Here is a 19,478-nt window from a genome sequence, read left to right on the forward strand (position 1 = left end):
CTCCCAAACTACTTAGGTGGATTGGGGACCGGTCCGCCGCGACCCCGAGGAGTCTCCATGGCCCGTCGTCGATCCCGGGCGATACCGCTGGCGGCGCTCGCCGTCACCGTCTTCGGAATCGCCGCGTGCTCGTCGGCCAAGTCGACTCCCACCGCGGCGGCCGGCGGCGCGGGCACGGGTCCGGTGCGGATCTCGGTGCAGATCGCGCATCACAAGGTCAGCCCGGCCGACGCGGTCCACGACGTCCACCTCGGCGACGAGGTCGTGCTCACCGTGACCAGCGACGCCGACGACGAGGTGCACCTGCACGGCTACGACAAGGAGATCGAGATCGCCGCCGGCAAGCCCGGGACCATCGACTTCACCGCGAACCTGCCGGGGATCTTCGAGGTCGAGACGCACAAGTCGAACCTGCAGCTGCTGCAGATCGAAGTGAAGTGAGCCCGGCGATGCCGGCGGACATATCCCCGTCGAACGTCGTCATCCTCGCCCACGGCGTCGGCGGGCGCCGCGACCTGCCGATCCCGTTCAACTCGGTTCTGGTCGGGGGAGGGCTCGCCGTGGCGGTGTCCTTCGCGGCGCTGCTGGTGCTGTGGCCGACGCCGAAGCTGCGCGGCGCTCGGGCCGGGAGGGCGTTGCCGGGCTGGGTCACGATGGCCGTCGACGCCCCGGAGACTCGGTGGCTGCTGCGCGGACTGGGGCTGCTGCTCGGCGGGTTCACCGCGGTCGCGGCGTTGTTTGGCCGCGTCGATGACCTCAACCCGACGGCCACCTTCGTCTTCGTCGTGTTCTGGGTCGGGCTGGTGCCCGCTTCGCTGCTGCTCGGCCCGATCTGGCGACAGCTCAACCCGCTGCGCACGGTGCATCTGGCGATCTCCGCCGTGCTGCGCCGCGACCCGGTTCAAGGTTTCGCCGAGCTTCCGGCGGGCGTCGGCTACTACCCGGCCGCGGTGGGGCTGCTGGCGTTCACCTGGCTGGAGCTGGCTGGTCCGAACCGCGACGATCCGCGCGTGCTCGCGTTGTGGTTCGGCGTCTACGGCGTCGTCCACGTTGGTGCGGCGACCGTGTTCGGCTCGGGTTGGTTCGACCGCTGCGACGCCTTCGAGGCCTATTCGACGCTGATCGGACATATGGCGCCGATCGGCAGGCGCGCCGACGGCCAGATCGTGGTGCGCAACCCGCTGGACGGCCTGGCCTCGCTGGAAGCCGGGCCGGGGTTGGTGGCGATCGTCTCGGTGATGCTCGGCTCGACCGCTTTCGACGGCGCCTCGGCCTCCCCGGCCTGGGCCTCGCGCGTCCAGTCCGGGCCGCTCGGTGTGACGTGGGCGAACACGCTCGGCCTGGTCGTGGTGGTGGCTTTCGTCGCGGCCAGCTTCAGTGCGGTCATGTATCTGTCGACCCGGCTGGCCGGGACCGGCGATGTGCCTGCGGGTGCGGCGGCCGGACGGTTCGCGCACTCGCTGATTCCCATCGCGGCCGGCTACGTGATCGCGCACTACTTCTCGCTGCTGGTCTTCAACGGCCAACAGGCGCTGATCCTCGCCTCCGACCCGCTCGTGGACGGTGCGAACCTGTTCGGCACCGCCGGGCACGTCGTCGACTACCGTCTGATCAGCCTGAGTACGATCTCCCTGGTCCAGGTCGCTGGCGTGGTGATCGGCCACGTCATCGGCACCGTGTCCGCGCACGACCGCGCCACCGAGCTGTTCCCCAAGTCCCTCGTCCGCAGCCAGCTGCCGCTGCTGGCCCTTATGGTCGGCTACACCCTCGGCGGCCTGGCACTGCTGTTCTCCGCCTGAGCCGCACCCGGCGTAGCCGGAACCACCACCCATCGACTAATCTTCTTAGGAGATTAGGTATCCGGCCGCTGAGCCCACGCGGCCTCGCCGTAAGGAGCAGGCATGGCCACCGGGAAGAACACCAGCAGCAAGGCCAAGAGCGCCGCCGCCGCACGCGAACGCGTGGCCGCCGCGCAGGCCGAGGCGAAGCGCAAGGCCCGCCGCGGCAAGATGATCTTCCGCGGGATCCTGGTCCTGCTGCTGGCCGGCATCGTCGGCACCATCACCGCCGTCGTCCTGGCCTCGCAGGCCTCGGCGAACATAGCCGGGGTCAAATCCTTCAGCGGGCTCAGCCGCAACCACGTCACCACGCCGGTGACCTACCCGCAGACCCCGCCGGTCGGCGGCGACCACGCCCCGGTCTGGCTCAACTGCGGCGTCTACACCGCGCCGGTCGCCAACGAGAACGCCGTCCACGCCATGGAGCACGGCGCCGTCTGGGTCACCTACCAGCCGGGTATCGGCGCCGGCCAGATCGCCACCCTTTCCGCCGACGTCCACGGCAAGGCCTACACCGTCCTGAGCCCGTACCCGACGCAGCCCTCGCCCATCACCGTGACCGCCTGGGGCAAGCAGCTCAACGTCGACTCCGCCACCGACGCGCGGATCGCCAAGTTCATCAGCAAGTACATGCAGGGCCCGCAGACGCCGGAGCCCGGCGCCGCCTGCACCGGCGGCACCGGGACCCCGAACGGCTCTTGATGCTTGAGCGGCGTTACCCGATCAGGATCGTGATCCGCAGCTGCGGATCGGCGTAGATCTCAGCCTCGGAGAACCGCTCCGTGACCCACTGCTTGTGGGAGAAGAGAACGGTCTGGTCGGTGTAGTGCGGTGAAGAAGGGTTCGACGACTCGGAGTAGGTGAGGATGGTCCGGGCGTGCGGGCCGGACGGGGTCAGCTCGACGGTCATGACGAAGCTGGATCCGAAGGCGCCGTCGGAGACCGAGGAGTTCTGGCCCGAGTCAGGGGACGCCCCGACCACGTCGAAGCAGCCCTCCTCGTCGGAGCAGCCGTTCAGCGGGACGCCGTCCCATTTGTGGACGTCGCCGGGCGCGGCGTCCACCGGGATCTTCCTGGCCGTGAACTGCTGCACCGTGTCGGCCAGCGGGTGCTGCACGTTCGGGTCGTCGGCGACGAACCCGCCGGGGGTGGTGACCGGGTGCGCCGGGTCGAAGGGCACCCGCCACCACGTCTGCTGGTCGAAGCTGTTGGCGAGCTGCGTGAAGAAGGCCTGCCACAGCGCGCCGCCGTGGCTCCCGGCGTCGCCGCGGCCGTCCCAGGCCGCGAGCGCCGAGCAGGCGGCGCCGACGTCCACGCGGGTGCCGTCGTCGGCGGTCAGGACCGGGTTCGCCCTGCACATCGCGACGACCGCGTCCCGGGCCAGCTCCCCGCTGAGGTTGCGGTCGTTGAGCTCGACGGTCTGCAGATCGCTCAGCGTGAACCCCGGCGCGCCCAGGCCGTCGGTGCCGGCCAGCCGCTGGCCGATCATGGTCAGCCCGAGCCGGGTCCGCAGGGAGCGCGCGGTGGCGGTGTCGCCGTAGATGGCGGGGTAGCCGGTGATCGGGGCTGCCGGGTTGGTGAGCCAGGCGCTGTCGTTGGAGTTCGCGACGAAGTCGCTGCGGGTCAGCTGCGGGTAGCGGGACGGTCCGAAGATGCCGGGCGTGATGGCGTCGGGGTCGCTGCCCCAGGCGCAGGCCGAGGTCGAGCCGTCCATGATGAACACCTCCGGGAACGCCTGTTGGCCCGCGGGGGTGTCGATGCAGCGCGCGGCTTCGGCGTCGGTGACGTTCGGGACCACGCCGGCGTCGCCGTAGAAGGCGGTGCCGCTGGCGTCGGTGGCGATGGTGTTGATGAACGGAATGGCCTGATACGTGTTCTGCGCCTTGTGGAGCTGGTCGAGGTTCTGCGAGGTGTCCATCGCCAGCCACTCGTTCATCGAGCGGAGGTTGTCGGCGTTGGCGTCGTCGAGGGCGACGGCGCTCGTGGCGGTCCAGCCGTTGGCGAGTACGGGTCCGTACTTCGTGCTGTAGAGGGTGCGGACGACGGTCGAAAGCTTCCCGTCGGTGCCGCGCACCGTGACGGACACGTTCTGGCGCGTCATCGGCACGGCCTTGCCGTCGACCAGGTAGCTGGTCGGATCGCCCGGGGCCAGGGTCAGCTGGTAGAGGGTGAAGCGGTCCGCCGTCGACACCGTGTGGGTCCAGGCGAGTCCTTTGGTGTGGCCGATCTCGACCACCGGCGAGCCGTAGAGGCTGGCGCCGGCCACGTCGATCTTGCCGGGGATCGTCAGCTGGACCTGGTAGAAGCGGGCGTAGCCGGCCCAGGGGTAGTGCGGGTTGGCGAGCAGCATGCCGTCGTGGCCGGCGGTGGCGTCCTTGCCGAGGGCCCAGCCGTTGCTGCCGAGGCTCTTGTTCTGGGCTTGCATGGTGTTGGAAAGCAAGGTCGACAGGGCTGGCGCGGCGGGCGTCGCTGTCGTCCCGGCGGTCGTCCCCGCGGTCTTCCCGGCAGCCGGCGGAACCGCGTCGGCGATCGGGGCCTTGAAGTGCGCGCTTCCGGCGATCCTGTCCACGTCGAGGACGTTGTCCCACAGGTCCATCGCGGTGATCGGCCGCACCCACGCCTGCCCCCGGCAGGTGGCGTCGGGCAGGTTGGCCACGCCGGTGTCGCGGAGGTAGCGGTTGTAACCCGCGACGTAGCCGTCGACCAGCTGGCGGACCTGCGCCGTCGGGCCGAGCGGCGCCGGCTGCGTGAGCAGGTGCTGCACGAGGCCCGACTGCCGCACGCTCTGGTAATAGGTGTCGCTCTGCAGATTGGTGTTCCGACCGCTGAGCGGATCCTGCACGGTCGCGGTCGGCCCGAAGAACCGGGATCGGTCGCCGCTCACCGTCAGCATCCGGTCGGCCATGACGCAGATGTTGTCCTGGGCGAACGCGTAGCCGTACCCGTAGCCGAGGCTGGGGTAGTCGCCGGCGAGGATGTGCGGGATGCCGTATTCGGTCCTGCGGATGTCGACTGCGAAGTGGGCGCCGCCGGCGGTCAGGGCGGCGAGGGTGGTCGTCGCGCTCGTTGTGCTTGTCGTGCTTGTCGTGCTCGTCGTGGCCGGGGGACTGGCGGCAGATGCGGATACCGGGGCTGACGCCAGGGCTCCCGCGACGACGGCCACCGCGGCGAGCGCGGCCGCCATTCGTTTGGTGCGCAATGGGTTACCGGTCATGATCACCACGTTAGGCCGGTATCAGAGGCATGACATCCGCCCACGGGAGGGGTGTCGGGGTGGATCATCCTCCCTGGGGATGAGCCCACAGGGATGAGTGCACTGATGTACTCGCTCGTCCTGGCCGATCCCCGCTCGCCCCCGCCCCCGCACGCTTTGTCGACGTCTTGTCTGAGGATGCGCTCTCATCAGGACCTGGACTGCTATACTTGAACTCGTTGCGGTTGTGGTTCCAGAAACCTGTGTGCACCTACCGGTTGGAGACGATAGGTGCACTTCATTTGTGCCGACGCCATTTGGCCCCGCTGCCGTGGGTGTGCACCGACCGTAGGTGACGTGCCGAACGGTTCCACCGTCCACGCCCCACGTCTTTCCGGCTCGTTCGCGTGACCCCTCTGCGGTCCGGTGCGGCCCGGCGTCCTAGTGCCACGTGCCTCTTGAAGAAGGTTTTATGACCCGCTCCAACCGTTCCAGCCGTCCCAACCGCTCCTCCGAGCGCGACTTCAAGCAGAGCGCGGGCTCCGGCTCGCGTCTGTCCGGATCCGGATCCGGCTACCGCGCCGGCAACGGCGGCGGTGGCAGCGGCCGCCGGGCCGGGAACCCGTCCGCCGGCCGCCAGGGTTCGTCCGCGACCAGCGAGTTCGCCCTCCCGGTCACCCAGACCCCGGCGCTGCCCGCCGTCGAGGACTTCAGCGAGCTCGACATGCCCCAGGCGCTGCTCGCCACCCTGACCCGCCAGGGCGTCCTCACCCCGTTCCCGATCCAGGCCGCGACCCTGCCGAACGCCCTGGCCGGCCGCGACGTGCTGGGCCGCGGCCGAACCGGCTCCGGCAAGACCATCGCCTTCGGCCTGGCCCTGCTGGCGCGCACCGCCGGGCGCCGCGCCGAGCCCCGCCAGCCGCTGGCGCTCGTCCTGGTCCCCACCCGCGAGCTGGCCCAGCAGGTCACCGAGGCGCTGACGCCCTACGCGGACGCGGTCAAGGTCCGGATGGCGACCGTCGTCGGCGGCATGTCGATCGGCCGCCAGGCCCAGGCCCTGCGCACCGGCGTGGAGGTCGTCGTGGCCACCCCCGGCCGCCTGAAGGACCTGATCCAGCGCGGCGACTGCCACCTGGACCAGGTGACCGTCACGGTGCTGGACGAGGCGGACCAGATGGCCGACATGGGCTTCCTGCCCGACGTCACCGAACTCCTCGACCAGGTGGCGCCCGGCGGGCAGACCATGCTCTTCTCGGCCACCCTGGACCGCAACATCGACCGCCTGGTCCGCCGCTTCCTCACCGACCCGGTGACCCACTCGGTGGACCCCTCGGCCGCCAGCATCAGCACCATGGAGCACCACCTGGTGCACGTCCAGCCCGGCGACAAGAACGCCACGGTGGCCCACATCGCCTCCCGCGACGGCGGCCTGATCATGTTCACCGACACCCGCCACGGCGCCGACCGCCTGGTCCGCGACCTCCTCGCCAACGGCGTGAAGGCGGCAGCCCTGCACGGCGGCAAATCCCAACCCCAACGCAACCGCACCCTCACCCAGTTCCGCAACGGCCAGGTCACCGCCCTGATCGCCACCAACGTAGCCGCCCGAGGCATCCACATCGAAGGCCTGGACCTGGTCGTCAACATCGACCCCCCGACCGACCACAAGGACTACCTCCACCGAGGCGGCCGCACAGCCCGAGCCGGCGAATCAGGCACCGTGGTCACCCTGGTCCTCCCCACCCAACGCCGCGACATGACCCGCATGATGGCCGCCGCCGGCATCACCCCCCACACCGCCCACACCCAACCCGGCGACGCCGAACTCACCCGCATCACCGGCGCCAAGGTCCCCACCGGCATCCCAGTCACCATCCCCGACCCGGTCGTAGAGCGCCCCCGCCGCACAGGCTCCGGCGGCGCCAACGGCTCCGGCCGCAGCCGCCGCAGCCGGCCAGCCCACGCGACGCGCAACACCCAGGCGAACCCCGGCGCGCGCGGCCAGCAGCCGCGCCGGGCTCGGGGCGCCGCTTAGATTTAGAGCGGCGCGGGGGCTTGATGCACGCGGGGCTCAGGTGAGCGGCGCGGTTGCGCTGGGCGCCGGCGGTTAGCATCAGCGGGGCGGCAAGTGGGCCGGTGTGGCCAGGTTGCCGGTTCCGATGAGGACCGGTGCCTCGGCAGCCGCTCATGATGCCGGTGTGGCGAGCTTGCCGGTCTCGACGAGGACCGGTGCCTCGGCCGCCGCTCATGGTGACGGTGCGGCCAGGTTGCCGGTGCCGGTGAGAACCGGTGCCTCGGCCGCCGCCCATGGTGACGGTGCGCCCAGGTTGGCGGTCCCGACGAGGACCGGCGCCTCGGCCGCCACCCATGGTGACGTGGCTGCGCGGCTGGTGGTGTGGTGAGGGGGTCCGAAGGACCATGCGGGGTGTTGGTTCTGGTTCCGTTTACGGCGATGACGCGGCGAGGGACCCAGAACCTCGGCGACCACAAGCAGCACCGCCAGCAGGCAGCGCGACGCAGGCAACAGCGGATAGAAAGCCGAACAGTCGCGGGCCGGCGGCAAACAACCCGACGCGCGGGTCGCCCCCTCGTCGAGGAGGCCCGCCAGAGGCCTCAAGGCGCCCACCAAACGCGGCAGACAGCCGCCGACCCAAACGCGTGCGCAGTGACTCGGGCTCATGCGTGGTCTTGTCCACGAAAACCGGCGGCCGCCAGCGCGGCATGCGGGACTCAACCGAACTGCGTCCCCCTGCGAGGTCATCAAACCATGCGCGAAGCCGTAAAAATCGCCTGTAAAACCCCAGATCAACTGCACTCGCCCAGCCCAGCCCTACCCAGTGGCCGGTGCGAGCGCGGTTCCGGAAGACCTGCACTCACACCGGCCCGATCGACGCCGACACCGACGCTGAAGCCGTCAGCCCAACTGCGCTCCATCACTAAGCGCCCCGAACTCCTCGCTCGACAGCATCCGAGGCTCCCCAACCTTCAGATGCAGCCGGTCCGCAGTGGCGTTGCCGTTGATCCGATACTTGACCGTGTCAGCCACCAGGTAAGTCTCGCCGTTCGCGCTCCCGATGTACCCGGCCTGAATAGCGCCGCCGTCCTCGAGGTCGGCGACGTTGATCTCGTCGATGCCCTCCCAGTCGCTGAAGATGTTCACGTAGGACGGTTCGTCCAGCGCGCGCCGCTTGCCGTCGAGGATGACGTACACCATGGGGTTGTCCGCCGCCTTGACGCGAGTGCCGTTCTCAGCCATGAGCCGGTTCCTTCCGCACGAGTCTGCTAGCTCTGACGCCCCCCGTTGGATGCTAGGTAAGCCCGCCGCGCCGCACGCGCGGGCGTAGGCCGATGGGATGATCCGGCGACCCACAACCACAGCTGACCTGGACCGCTAGGCCGGGCTGAAGTCTGGGCCGGGCTGAAATCTAGGCAGGGCTGAAATCTAGGCAGGGCCGAAGCCTAGGCCGGCCTGAAATCTGCCTCCCGAAGCAACCGAACCCGCACCGTATCCCCCAAGAAGCGGTACTCAACGAGACCGTTGCAGCGCAGCCCGAGATTCCAAGTTGCGGTACCCGCCGGTAACGGCCCCAGCGCCGGTGCGCCGACGAGCAGAGCACCGTGGCTGTAACCCTGGCTGTAGAGCACCACGTGCTCATGCAAGTGCCCAGAGCCAATCAGCCTCACGGCGCCCGCCTCGACCAGAGCGCGCAGGCGCCCGCGCGACGTCAATCCAATCGACTTGTTGACGTGCAGATCCTCATCGAGGGAGTTGATCGCAGGGGGCTTGTGCATGAACACCCCGACCGGCCGACCATCCGCCTCCCGGAGACGTTCCTCCAACCAGCCCCACTGCTCGGCCTCCTCGGCGGCAAGATGGTTGTCGAACAGCAGCGAGTTCAGCCCGATCAGCTGCCACCCGCCGATAACAACCGACCACCGGTCGGCCCCGAAGTACCGCCGGAACCGCTCCAGCCGCTCAGCGCTGACCAGCCCGCGGAACGGATCGGGCGGACTGTCCCCGATATCGTGGTTGCCCGGAACGATCCGCCACGGCGTGCTGAGCCGCCGCATCTGGAATGCAGCGAACTCGTGGTCCCGATCGCAATCCGGGTCATCGTGCACGACGTCGCCGGTGTGGATGACCAGGTCGGGGCGGGTCTTCTCGATATAGCGCACTGCTGCCGTCCACATTTCGGTACCCGCCGCGAAATCGGGGGACAGGTGCGTATCAGAGACCTGCAAGACAGTCGTCTGACTGGGAAGGTTCATGACGCAACTCCTGGCTATGGCGATATGGTCTGCTTCATCAGGCAAACGCAAGCAAACGCAGGCTAAGCAGCTGGCCAGGGTCCACTGGAGCCAGAATTGGATTCTTCGCGGACCGTTCACCGCACCGAGATGCCGGCGCTCCTAGGGGAGTGGCGCAACGGCGCAGGCCCGCTCGCGCAGCGCCTGGCAGACGCCATCGAAGACGCCGTAGAACGCGGCGAACTGCTCCACGCCTGGATGCTGCCCTCGGAACGAAACCTGGCAGCAGCACTAGACATCAGCCGGAGCACGACGGCGCGCGCTATGGAACTGCTAGCCAAACGCGGCGTAGTCCGTCGCGTTCACGGCGCGGGCACCTTCGTCGCGGGCCGGTCCGGCGCGGCAGCCAGTACAGCAGCCAGCGCAGCAGCCGACACGGCTGCGGCCACCACCCGGGCACTGCTACCGCGCGGCCTGCGTGGAAAGTACCGGCTCGGGAGCGACACCGACCCAGGCATCGCCGCCGCCACCTTCCCCGACGTCACAGGCCTGCCGCGCGAGGCGCTGACCCTCAGCGCGGACGATCTCCTCACCGCACAACCGAACGGCGCCAAACCAGGCAGCGGCTACGCCATCGCAGGCCTCGACATCACCCGCGTAGCCATCGCCGCAGCACTGACCGCAAACGGCCTGCCGACCACACCAGAAGCCCTCGTCGCGACCACAGGAGCCACGCAGTCGCTCTCACTAACGTTCGAGATGCTGCTTTCCCCCGACGACATCGTCATCGTCGAATCACCGACCTACCCCACCACCCTGGAACTCCTCCGCCGCATCGGCGTGCGCATCGTGCCGGTCCGCACCGGAGACGGCACCCTCGGCGCCGACGCGCTCGTGCGCCTGGCCCGCAAGACCCGCGCGACAATGGCCGTGGTCATGGCCACCTGCAACGTCGCCACCGGCCGCAGCCTCCCCGACGCCGACCGCGCGACACTCGTCCACCTGGCACAAACCGGCGTCGTAGTGCTCGACGACCGCACACTCGCCGACTACCACCCGACCCCGGCCCCCACTCCCATCGCAGCGCTCGCCGAACACCGGAACATCATCACCGTCGGGTCGTTCAACAAGATCTACTGGGGCGGCCTGAAGATGGGCTGGATCCGCCTGCACCCGAGCCTCGTCGAGACCGCGGTGCGCATCAAGTCACGAACAGACGCCGGATCATCGATCCCCAGCCAGATCCTCCTCACCAAGCTACTGCCGCACCACGCCGACATCACCGCGCACCGCCAGTCCGAAATGCAACGCCGCACTCACCTCACCTCAGCGTTCCTCCACGACGAACTGCCCGACTGGCGCAACGAGGCCGCCGGCATCGGCCCATCCCAGTGGATCCGACTCCCACTACGCGACAGCGCCGACTTCGTCGCCTTCGCCCACGCGCACGGCACAACGGTCGGGTACGGAGGCATCTACCGCAGCGACGGCCGCCCCTCACCACACCTCCGCACGACCCTGACCTCCAGCGACGAGCAGATCCTGGCCGCCCTGCACAACCTCCGCGACGCCTGGTCGGCCTTCCCCGCCACCCGCGGCCGCCGCCGCTAGGGATGGTTGGGACATCATGGCGTTCCGACTTCCGGTGAGCTCACTGCAGCGAGGGTGCATGACGACGAGATACGCGCTGATGCGGGAGGACGCGTCCGGGCAGGAGCGCCTGTTGGGCCACTGCGTGGACGTCGCGGGCCTGTTCGCGGATCCGCCGGTGCTTCCGCTGGAGGCTCTGACGCTCGGCGGCTGCAAGCTCACCGAAGCGTTCCACGCGTCGGTCGGTCGGGCGATGGCAGACGGCACGAGTCTCGGTGAGCTGCTGATCGCGGTCTGGGACGCTGGACGGCCCCTGGACTGGTGGACGCTCTCCGACGTCACCGTCACGGCCCGTGTCGTCGACCCCGCCGATCGCGAGCTGCCGCAGCTCAGGGCGCGGGCCCGAGTCGGCGAGCCGACGCGCGGCCGCGCCGAGCCGTTCGAGGCGACGCGCTTCGTCGTCCACCATGACGGCGAGACCGTCGGAACCTGTCAGAGCGTCGCAGGCCTCTACGACGGCCGGTTGGAGCCCTCACCGAGGCCCCTGGACCTCCTCGGCTGCACGATGACCGAGGAACTCGCGGCGGTGCTCGCCGACCCCGACGAGGACGAGTGGTTCGCCCTGGTGGCGCTGGACCGGACCGGCCGGCCGATGGCGCGCCGCAGCCTCCTGCTGCGGGTCGCGGACGTACAGCCCTCGGAGCTGGGAGCCGGTCTCGTGGACATCGCCTTGTTCGACGGCGTCTACGACCCTCCGCCGCTGGCGGCGGGCCAGGTCTGGGACGACTGGTACGAGGGGGTCCCGGACGTGCTCGGGACCTGGGCGAGGTACGGCCCCGCCGGACGTCTGGAGTGGCTGATGCTCGCACTCGGCAACCATGTCGGCCGCGAACCCGACGTGTCCGGCCGGACCTACCACGTCGGCCACGAAGCCGTCACGGACGTCCGCGCCCTGCACTGCGCCCTCGGCGAGGCCCTGCGCGGACCGGGCCGTTACTACGGCTGGGGCTTGGACGCGCTGGACGACTGCCTGGGAGCGGGCTTCGGCGTGCACCCGCCGTTCACCGTGGTCTGGCAGGACTCGGCGAAGATCCGGCAGGCATTGGCCGACAGCCGAGACGACAACGAAGACGACGCCGTCGACGGCGTGGCGCACTTCGAACAACTCGTCCGGATCCTGGAGCGGAACGGGGTGACGGTCGTCGGCGTGACGCATGACAACTCCCCAGATACGAGCCTGGCAGACGACTGTTCATAGGATGAGGGCAAAGCTCCCCGCCAGCGGGACCCGTACCAGGAAAAGCACCGGCGGTGCGCAGTTGTTCCTGAGCCCGCGCACCGTGGAGTGGCACCTGGGGAAGACGTTCGCCAAGCTGGGGATCTCCTCCCGGCGGGAGCTCGACGGGGTGCTGTCCGGCGCCGGCCGTTGAGAGCGGCTCGAGCGGTCGTCGATTACGAGCGGCCCGGGACTCACCTCCTGGACGCCCCATTCGGCCAGCGCCCCCGAGTCGGCGATCTCGGCATTTCGCGGGTCTCGGGGAAGGCGGATGTCCTGCGGGATCGCGCTCTTCTCAAGTGGTGTCGACCGGGCAGGCTCGGGGAAACTGGACGAGAACAAACGGCTCCCTTGCCCACCTACAGCGCCATGCACTGCCACGCCCACGTAGAGTGCTGTTGCCACAGGGAGGAGCTTGCGTGTACACCGTTTCTGACCAGACCGGACGGCGGTTCGGCAGCGCCGAGGGCCGAGGCCGGACGGCATGCTGACCGCGGACGGCCGACTCGGGCACGCCGGGCTTCGGCCCGTCGCGCAGGCCCGGCTTCGGCCCGTCGCGCAGCGGCTCACCGACCCGAAGCCGGGGTTCTAGATGCGCCGGGCGGGAGCAGTCCTTCTCGCGTTGACCGTGGGGTGCGTTCTGGCCGACTCGGCCGTGGTCACCCTCGCCCTGCCGGAGATCTTGCAGCGCCTGCACACGACGGTGGGTCAGGTCGCGTGGGTGCTGATCGCGTTCAACCTCGTTCTCGCCGTCGTCGCCCGGCCTGCCGCGTGGTTCTTCAAGAAGCAGGATCCGGCTGTCTGGTGCGCCGTCGGCATCGCGGTGTTCGCCGGGGCTTCGGCGATGTGCGCGGTCGCCGGTTCCATGGGCGTCCTGATCGCCGCCCGGTCGATCCAGGCGGTCGGTGGTGCGTTCGCGGTGGTCGGGAGCCTTCAGCTCCTGGTCGACGAACTGAGCGAGCGGCGGGGGACGGCGTGGTGGATCGCCGCCGGCGTGTTCGGGACCGCTGTCGGTCCGGTGGCCGGTGGGTTGCTCACCGATGCCTTCTCGTGGCGCTCGATCTTCATCGTTCAGGTGCCGATCGCGGCGCTCGCCGTTCCTGCCGCGCTGGCCAGGCGCCGCAAGAACGGGCAGGGCCCCGCCGAGGACGTAGAGAAGCACCCTGTACGGATCCAGCCGAACATCGCCTTGGCGCTGCTTTCGGCAGCGCTGACCGCGGCGTTGTTCCTGTTCGTGCTGCTGCTGGTCGACGGCTGGCGTCGGTCGCCGGCGGTCGCAGCCGTCACGGTCTCGGTGATCCCGCTCGCGGCGCTCTTTGCCCGGCCGCTGATCCGGACGCTGCGTGCGGGGCCGATGGCGCAGACGATGTCGGGGTGCCTGCTCATCGCGGGCGGGCTGGCCGGGTTGGCGCTGCTGCCGTCGGCCGGTCTGGCGTGGACGATCGCGCCGCAGGCGCTCGTCGGACTCGGGCTCGGGCTGACGTTGGATCCCCTGACGCTGCAGGCGATGGACGGCCGCACGCCGCATTCCCTGCACGGCGGCTGGACGATCGCGGCCCGGCACGCGGGGGTGGTGCTGGGGCTCGCGATTCTCACGCCGGTTTTCGTCGCGGATCTGCGCAGTGCCCAGCCGCCCGCTGAGGAAGCCATCACGGCGCTGGTGCTGAACGCTCCGCTGGCGCCCCAGGACAAGATCACGATCGCTCGCGGGCTCGCCGATCAGCTGAAGATGGAGGGCGGCCGGGTGCCCGACCTGGACCCCGCGTTCCGACAGCTGGACCTGCCCGCGGTGGAGAAGCCCGCTGCGGCGCAGCTTGAGCGTGATCTCAACGCTCAGCTCGAACGGGCCGCCACGCATGCGTTCCGCAACGCCTTCCTGATCGGTGCGGGACTCGCGCTCACGGCGTTGCTGGCCCTGATCCCGGTTCGTCGAGGGGGTGCGCGATGACCGTCGTGGACCGCCTGCGGGCGGCGGCGCTGCCCGCGCTGGCCGTCGTGCTGGTGAGCGGGGTGCTGGCCGTGCAACTCGCCAACGGCGGCGGCAGCTACAGCCCGCTCCGCCCGGCCGCCTCGTGCGTCGTCCAACCGGCCAGCTCGGTGTCGACGGGGATCGACGGCCTGACCGAGGAGGTCGTCCTGACCGGCCTGGAGGCCGCCGCCTGCCAGCTCGGCATCTCCCGCGAGGCCTTCGCCCTCCAGATCGCCCAGCCCGGCGCCCACACCGACGCGCAGATCAACGCACTGCGAGCCGGCCTGCTCACCGCCATCGACACCCTGAAGGCAGCCGGCAAGCTCCCGAAGGCATCGCAACTCGTCCGCGAGGCGGTCGACGCCGGGGGCATCACCGGCTTCCGCAAGATCGCCATCGGCGCGATCCCCGACGCCCTCATCGACAAGACCCTGACGACCGACGACGTCCTGCGCCGCACCGTCAACGACCTCGACCTGCGCACCCTGCTGACGAACCTCGGCAGCCGCCAGCAGCTGACCAAGCAGGTGGACGCGGCTGTTACGAAGGCGGTTATGGAGCGGCTTGCGGCTGACTTTCACATTGGTTCGTGACCGGTTGACTGTGGGCGGCGTCGCAGGGCGACGCCGCCAGGAGAGTTACGACGCTTCCCAGTCCGCGAACACGCCTCCGCACAGTACGTCGAGGGTGATGCCTGGCAACGGGAATCTGGCGCCGCCCTCGACGATGAAGAGCCCGTGGTAGTGCTTGGGCTGGTTGCATTCGGGGGCTGACGACTGGTAGCCGCCGTAGCCGTCGGTCCATTCGATCCGCGCCGTGCCCTTTGCCCCTGGCGCCAATACGGGTGCGGGGTTCCCGCTGGGCGTCGTCGGGACCCGGGTCGGGGGGAGCTTGGGTTCGGCGCTCCACAAGGTCACGGAGTCGTCGAGGCGGCATGTTGTGGTGCTCTGGTTGGTGAACGTGACCGTGATCCCGAGACTGCCGCCGGCGATTCCCGTATGGATAGCCGGTGTCGGGCCGAGCTGGCTGGCTTGGCAGGTTGGGGGTGCTCCGCCGATCTGGCTGGTGGATGTGGACGGCGACGTGGATGTGGTGGCCGGGCCGACCGGCGGCGGAGAAGCCGCGCGGCCTGGGACGACCAACGCCGCGGCGACCGCCACACCGGTGACGGTGGCGGCCACCGTTCCGGTCACCAGCACCCGCCGCCGGTGGTTGCGTCGGCTGCCGATGTGGCGCAGCTCCTCGGCCGCGGGCAAGGGACGGGCCGCGCAGTCGGTGCGCACGGCGGCCAGCAGCTCTTCGAACTCAGGCATCGGTGACTCCTCTCGGGCCCGATTCGGTGGCGGCCGCCGGGTCCCGGCGGTCCAGGGATTCGGCCAGCGCGGCGCGGCCGCGGGACAGCCAGGACTTGACCGTGCCGACGCTCGCGCCGGTCTCCGCGGCGACGTCGCCGATCGGCAGGTCGAGCAGGTAGTGCAGCGCCAGCGCCGTGCGTTGCGGCACCGGCAGGGCGCGCAACGCGGTCACCAGGAGGACGGTGTTCTCCGAGGGCGGCGGCACCGGGTCCGGTGACCGCGCGGCCGCCGCCGCCCGGCGCCGGACGCCGATCCGGCGCCAGCGATCCGTAGCCAGTCTGGAGACGACCATCCGTAGCCAGGCTTCAGCCTGGTCGTACTGCGCCAACTTCGGCCAGCGCTGCCACGCTCGGACGTACGCTTCCTGAACCAGGTCCTGAGCGGCTGACATGTCGCCGGTCACTACGTACGCGTACCGCATCAGCCGGGGCGATGTCCCCCGGTAGAACTCGTCGAAACTTTCAGCGTCTGCCACTGTGCCCCCTCTCCGCCGTGCTGCCAGTCACTCAAGCAGTCACCACCAGACACGGCCGGGTGGGGTGAAAGGTTGCGGGAGCGGGGGGAGCGGCGGCTACGTCAGCGGCGGCAGCGGTAGCGGCGGCGGGAGGTTCGGCCCAGTGGTGGTGGACGGAACCGGTCGCGTAGCGTCGTGGATATGACAGATGCTTTTGCGGGTGTTCGACTGCTCGGCCCGCCGGAAATGGACGGCGAGTACATAGCGCTGAGTGAGCACGATGTAGTGCACTTGCATGACTACGAGCGAGTTTATGCAGTGCCTGGCCTTTACGAGTACGTCGTTCAGGAGCGGCTGCAATGCAGATCGCCGCAGGTTGTGGCCGAGGGATTCGTGAAGGCGGCCGCGCGCCTTGACCTGGACCTGGACCTGGGCCTGGATTCGGTGACGGTGCTTGACGTCGGGGCCGGTACGGGATTGGTTGGCGAACTTGTGCGGCGCGGCGGTGTGGGGCGAATCGTCGGGGTCGATTCGCTGCTGGCGGCGCGTATGGCGTGTCTTCGTGACCGGCCGGATGTCTACGTCGACTATGTGGTGGGAGACTTCTTGCTCGGTGACGCATTGCGCGAGGCGCTAGGTCGGTACTCCTTTGGGGGATTGGTGTCCGCGGGAGCGTTCGGCGGCACGCATGCCACGCCGCGGGCGCTGGAAAACGCGCTCGCGGTTTTGCTGCCAGGCGCGCCGGTGGCATTCACGATCGATGAGCGGTGGATGGATGAGGCCGACCCGGACGGGTTCGGTGCTGCGGTGAAACGGCTGGTGGCCGATGGAGGTTTCGTCGTGACGGAACGGACTCGCTTTCTGCATCGGGTGACGACGACGGGGCAGCCGATCTTCTACGAGCTCATTACGGGTCACGTTGGGTGAGGTGCGGAAGGCTCGTCTGATGCTGCACAGCCGTACGACGCTGGCCGAAATGCGACGTGTCTCCGCGAGCTGCCTGTCTCCGGAAAGTTGATTCGGATGCCTGGGGCGGCATCGGTCGCAGGCAGGAGGTGGAGGTCGGTCTGCGGCCGGCGGTGATGTCGGAGGCTGTCTGTGGCGTGGCTGTCTGCGGCGGCATCGGCGTGGTAACGGCCGCGTAGACGTGAGTGCAGGGCTCTGCGAAACTCTCGACAACCCGAGAACAGGAGTCCAGCATGTCCCTTCTCGATCCCGCCATATGGTCCGGCAAGGCTTTCATCGGCGGTTGGACCGCCGTTTCCGGTGGCACTGGGTCCGTTGTTGAACCTGCCACTGGTTCGGTGCTTGAGCGCGTTGGTATCGCGAGTCCTGATGACGTTGCCGTCGCGGCAGAGCGTGCTGTGGAGGCCCAGAGTGCTTGGGCGCGGCTGCCGTACACCGAGCGTGCCGCTGTGTTGCGGCGGGCTGGTGATCTGTTCGGCCGGTATGCCGAGGAGATTCAGGGCTGGTTGATTCGCGAGGCCGGGAGTATCCCTGGGAAGGCCGCCTTTGAGACGGTCACTGCTGCTCAGGAGTGCTACGAGGCTGCGGCGCTCGCCTCGCGTCCGGTTGGCGAGGTGTTGCCGTCGGCTGAGCCTCGGCTCAGTCTGGTGCGTCGGGTGCCGGCTGGGGTGGTCGGGGTCATCGCGCCGTTCAATGTGCCGCTCATTCTTGGCATACGTTCGGTGGCGCCGGCGCTTGCGCTCGGTAACGCGGTCATTCTAAAGCCGGATGTGCGCACGGCGGTGTCTGGTGGCGTGGTGATTCAGCGTGTGTTCGAGGAGGCTGGGCTGCCTGAGGGGGTGCTCAGTATGCTGCCGGGCGGTGCTGAGGCCGGGGCGGCGTTGGTGGTTGAGCCGCGGGTGCGGGTGATTTCTTTTACCGGTTCGACGGCGGCGGGGCGCAAGGTCGGCGCTGCTGCGGCCGAACATCTGAAGCGTGCTCATCTGGAGTTGGGTGGCAATTCGGCGTTGATCGTGTTGCCGGATGCGGATCTGGATCTTGCTGTTTCTACTGCTGCGTGGGGGTCGTTCTTCCATCAGGGCCAGGTTTGCATGACCACTGGACGCCACCTGGTGCATCGTTCCGTTGCTGAGGAATATGTTGCGCGTCTTGCGGAGAAGGCTGAGCAGCTGCCGGTTGGGGATCCGGCGACGGAGCAGGTGGCGCTGGGGCCGATCATTGATGCTGGCCAGAGGGATAAGATCCACGGTCTGGTTCGGGCGAGTGTTGATGGTGGGGCTCGGTTGGTGGCTGGTGGGACTTATGAAGAGCTCTTCTATCGTCCGACTGTGCTGGCTGATGTGACGGATAGCTCGCCGGCCTATGCCGAGGAGGTTTTTGGTCCGGTGGCGCCGGTGCGGGCTTTTGATGACCTTGACGAAGCTGTCGCGTTGGCTACGGCGTCGCCTTATGGGCTGGCGCTGGGGATTCTGACTGCTGACGTCATGCGCGGGTTGGAGCTTGCCGAGCGGATTCCTACTGGGCTGGTTCATGTTAATGACCAGACCGTCAATGATGAGGCGGTGGCGCCGTTCGGCGGTTTCGGGGCTTCTGGGACCGGGGTGCGGTTCGGGGGTGCGGCGAATATCGAGGCGTTTACTGAGACGCGGTGGATTACGGCGCGGGGGACTCAGGCGCGGTATCCGTTCTGAACGGGGTCGGGGTACGGTGCCGGGCATGAGCGAGACCCCGGAGAGCGGTGAAGTCGCGGATGTTGAGGGCGTGGCTGGGGCTGTGGCTGGCGCTGTCGGCATGGTGTGGGATGCGGATGGTGGCGTGGGCGTTGACGCCGATGGTGGTGGTGATGGCAACGGCGCTGGCGGTGGCGCTCGCGTTGGTGCAGGGCGGCGCGATCCGTTGCTCGTTGATGTCTTCACCGGTATCCGGCGAAGGTTGAGCGCGACGGGTACTGACCTGGTGATGCTTGCTGCCGCGCGTCCGCAGGATGGGGTGGATGCTTATGTCGATGCTGCGCACCGGCATGGCTTGGACGGCGTGATCGTCATGGGCGTTGATGAGGGGCATCCGGCGCTTACTGCGCTGACTGCTTCTGGGTTGGCGTGTGTGGCGGTGGATTTGCCGTTGTATCGGAATCGCACGACGTATGTCGCTTCCGATCATCGGGCTGGGGCGGCTTCGGCGGTGGGGTATCTGCACGGGCTTGGGCACCGTGCTATCGCGACTGTGACGGGGCCGCTTTCGCTTATGCCGACTGTGGAGCGGTTGGTCGGGTATCGGTTCGAGATGGCTCGGACGGGTACGGCGGTGCGGGCCGAGTATGTCGTTTCCGGTGAGTACACCGAGGAGAGCGGGTACGAGTGCGCGCGGCGGCTGATGGCGCTGGCCGAGCCGCCGACCGCGGTGTTCGCCGCTGACGATCGGATGGCGGTCGGGGTGCTGCGGGCGCTGGGGGATCTTGGGGTGGCGGTGCCTGGGGAGGTTTCGGTTGTCGGGTTCGATGATGTGGAAGCGGCATCGTTGGTGCGGCCGGGGTTGACGACGGTGGCGCAGGACCATGCGGGGATTGGGGCGGGGGCTGTGGAGTTGTTG

General features: G+C 69.0%; 16 protein-coding genes and 1 pseudogene. 12 read left to right on the top strand and 5 right to left on the bottom strand.

Annotation, left to right across the window (positions count from 1 at the left end; translation table 11 throughout):
- The first annotated feature begins 57 nt into the window (after positions 1 to 57).
- The 3 genes from GWK61_RS19560 (at position 58) to GWK61_RS19570 (ending at position 2,540) form a co-directional block, all read left to right on the top strand.
- Positions 58 to 441 (top strand): hypothetical protein, encoded by a 384-nt coding sequence (locus GWK61_RS19560; protein ID WP_194910089.1) that lies wholly within the window; start codon positions 58 to 60, stop codon positions 439 to 441.
- Positions 442 to 449: 8 nt separating this feature from the next.
- Positions 450 to 1,799, top strand: a complete 1,350-nt coding sequence (locus GWK61_RS19565; RefSeq protein ID WP_194910090.1) for a hypothetical protein — start codon at positions 450 to 452, stop codon at positions 1,797 to 1,799.
- Between the two features lie 102 nt (positions 1,800 to 1,901).
- Positions 1,902 to 2,540 (top strand): thioredoxin-like domain-containing protein, encoded by a 639-nt coding sequence (locus tag GWK61_RS19570; RefSeq protein ID WP_194910091.1) that lies wholly within the window; start codon positions 1,902 to 1,904, stop codon positions 2,538 to 2,540.
- Positions 2,541 to 2,553: 13 nt separating this feature from the next.
- Here GWK61_RS19570 and GWK61_RS19575 read toward each other — a convergent pair whose 3' ends face one another.
- The gene (locus tag GWK61_RS19575; protein WP_228562579.1) at positions 2,554 to 5,052 is read right to left on the bottom strand and encodes an acylase; all 2,499 of its coding nucleotides are present in this window, start codon (positions 5,050 to 5,052) and stop codon (positions 2,554 to 2,556) included.
- 451 nt (positions 5,053 to 5,503) lie between these two features.
- On the opposite strand from GWK61_RS19575, the gene GWK61_RS19580 reads away from it, so the two are divergent.
- The gene (locus GWK61_RS19580; RefSeq protein ID WP_194910092.1) at positions 5,504 to 7,066 is read left to right on the top strand and encodes a DEAD/DEAH box helicase; all 1,563 of its coding nucleotides are present in this window, start codon (positions 5,504 to 5,506) and stop codon (positions 7,064 to 7,066) included.
- Between the two features lie 879 nt (positions 7,067 to 7,945).
- Here the strand turns inward: GWK61_RS19580 and GWK61_RS19585 are convergent.
- Together GWK61_RS19585 and GWK61_RS19590 are read right to left on the bottom strand one after the other, a co-directional pair.
- A complete protein-coding gene (locus tag GWK61_RS19585; RefSeq protein WP_194910093.1) occupies positions 7,946 to 8,287 on the bottom strand; it encodes a hypothetical protein in 342 nt (113 codons plus the stop codon).
- A gap of 203 nt (positions 8,288 to 8,490) precedes the next feature.
- Positions 8,491 to 9,300: a metallophosphoesterase family protein gene (locus GWK61_RS19590; protein ID WP_194910094.1), complete on the bottom strand. Its 810-nt coding sequence runs from the start codon at positions 9,298 to 9,300 to the stop codon at positions 8,491 to 8,493.
- Between the two features lie 129 nt (positions 9,301 to 9,429).
- On the opposite strand from GWK61_RS19590, the gene GWK61_RS19595 reads away from it, so the two are divergent.
- From GWK61_RS19595 to GWK61_RS19615, 5 genes and pseudogenes are all read left to right on the top strand, one after another.
- Positions 9,430 to 10,890, top strand: a complete 1,461-nt coding sequence (locus GWK61_RS19595) for an aminotransferase-like domain-containing protein (protein WP_194910095.1) — start codon at positions 9,430 to 9,432, stop codon at positions 10,888 to 10,890.
- Between the two features lie 58 nt (positions 10,891 to 10,948).
- Entirely contained in the window at positions 10,949 to 12,127 is a 1,179-nt protein-coding gene (locus tag GWK61_RS19600) for a barstar family protein (RefSeq protein WP_194910096.1), read from the top strand.
- A gap of 52 nt (positions 12,128 to 12,179) precedes the next feature.
- Positions 12,180 to 12,299, top strand: a pseudogene (locus GWK61_RS19605) (LuxR C-terminal-related transcriptional regulator); the annotation flags it as partial.
- Between the two features lie 438 nt (positions 12,300 to 12,737).
- On the top strand, positions 12,738 to 14,093 hold the full coding sequence (locus GWK61_RS19610; protein ID WP_194910097.1) for an MFS transporter: 1,356 nt from the start codon (positions 12,738 to 12,740) through the stop codon (positions 14,091 to 14,093).
- Complete coding sequence (locus GWK61_RS19615) at positions 14,090 to 14,707, top strand: hypothetical protein (protein ID WP_194910098.1); 618 nt, start codon at positions 14,090 to 14,092, stop codon at positions 14,705 to 14,707. Before GWK61_RS19610 ends, GWK61_RS19615 begins: the two co-directional genes overlap by 4 nt.
- Before the next feature lie 45 nt (positions 14,708 to 14,752).
- Here the strand turns inward: GWK61_RS19615 and GWK61_RS19620 are convergent, their stop codons facing one another.
- Positions 14,753 to 15,427 carry a DUF4232 domain-containing protein gene (locus tag GWK61_RS19620; RefSeq protein ID WP_194910099.1) on the bottom strand — a complete coding sequence of 225 codons (675 nt, stop codon included), beginning with the start codon at positions 15,425 to 15,427 and terminating at the stop codon, positions 14,753 to 14,755.
- A complete protein-coding gene (locus GWK61_RS19625; protein ID WP_194910101.1) occupies positions 15,420 to 15,944 on the bottom strand; it encodes an RNA polymerase sigma factor in 525 nt (174 codons plus the stop codon). Before GWK61_RS19625 ends, GWK61_RS19620 begins: the two co-directional genes overlap by 8 nt.
- Positions 15,945 to 16,124: 180 nt before the next feature.
- Between GWK61_RS19625 and GWK61_RS19630 the strand changes: the two genes are divergently transcribed.
- From GWK61_RS19630 to GWK61_RS19640, 3 genes are all read left to right on the top strand, one after another.
- A complete protein-coding gene (locus GWK61_RS19630) occupies positions 16,125 to 16,850 on the top strand; it encodes a class I SAM-dependent methyltransferase (RefSeq protein ID WP_194910103.1) in 726 nt (241 codons plus the stop codon).
- Positions 16,851 to 17,122: 272 nt separating this feature from the next.
- Positions 17,123 to 18,580, top strand: a complete 1,458-nt coding sequence (locus GWK61_RS19635; RefSeq protein ID WP_194910104.1) for a benzaldehyde dehydrogenase — start codon at positions 17,123 to 17,125, stop codon at positions 18,578 to 18,580.
- A 25-nt stretch (positions 18,581 to 18,605) separates the two neighbouring features.
- Positions 18,606 to 19,478: substrate-binding domain-containing protein (locus tag GWK61_RS19640; RefSeq protein ID WP_228562581.1), on the top strand; the 873-nt coding region annotated here is incomplete at its 3' end.

Source organism: Catenulispora rubra (assembly GCF_015356825.1).
GTDB lineage: Bacteria > Actinomycetota > Actinomycetes > Streptomycetales > Catenulisporaceae > Catenulispora > Catenulispora rubra.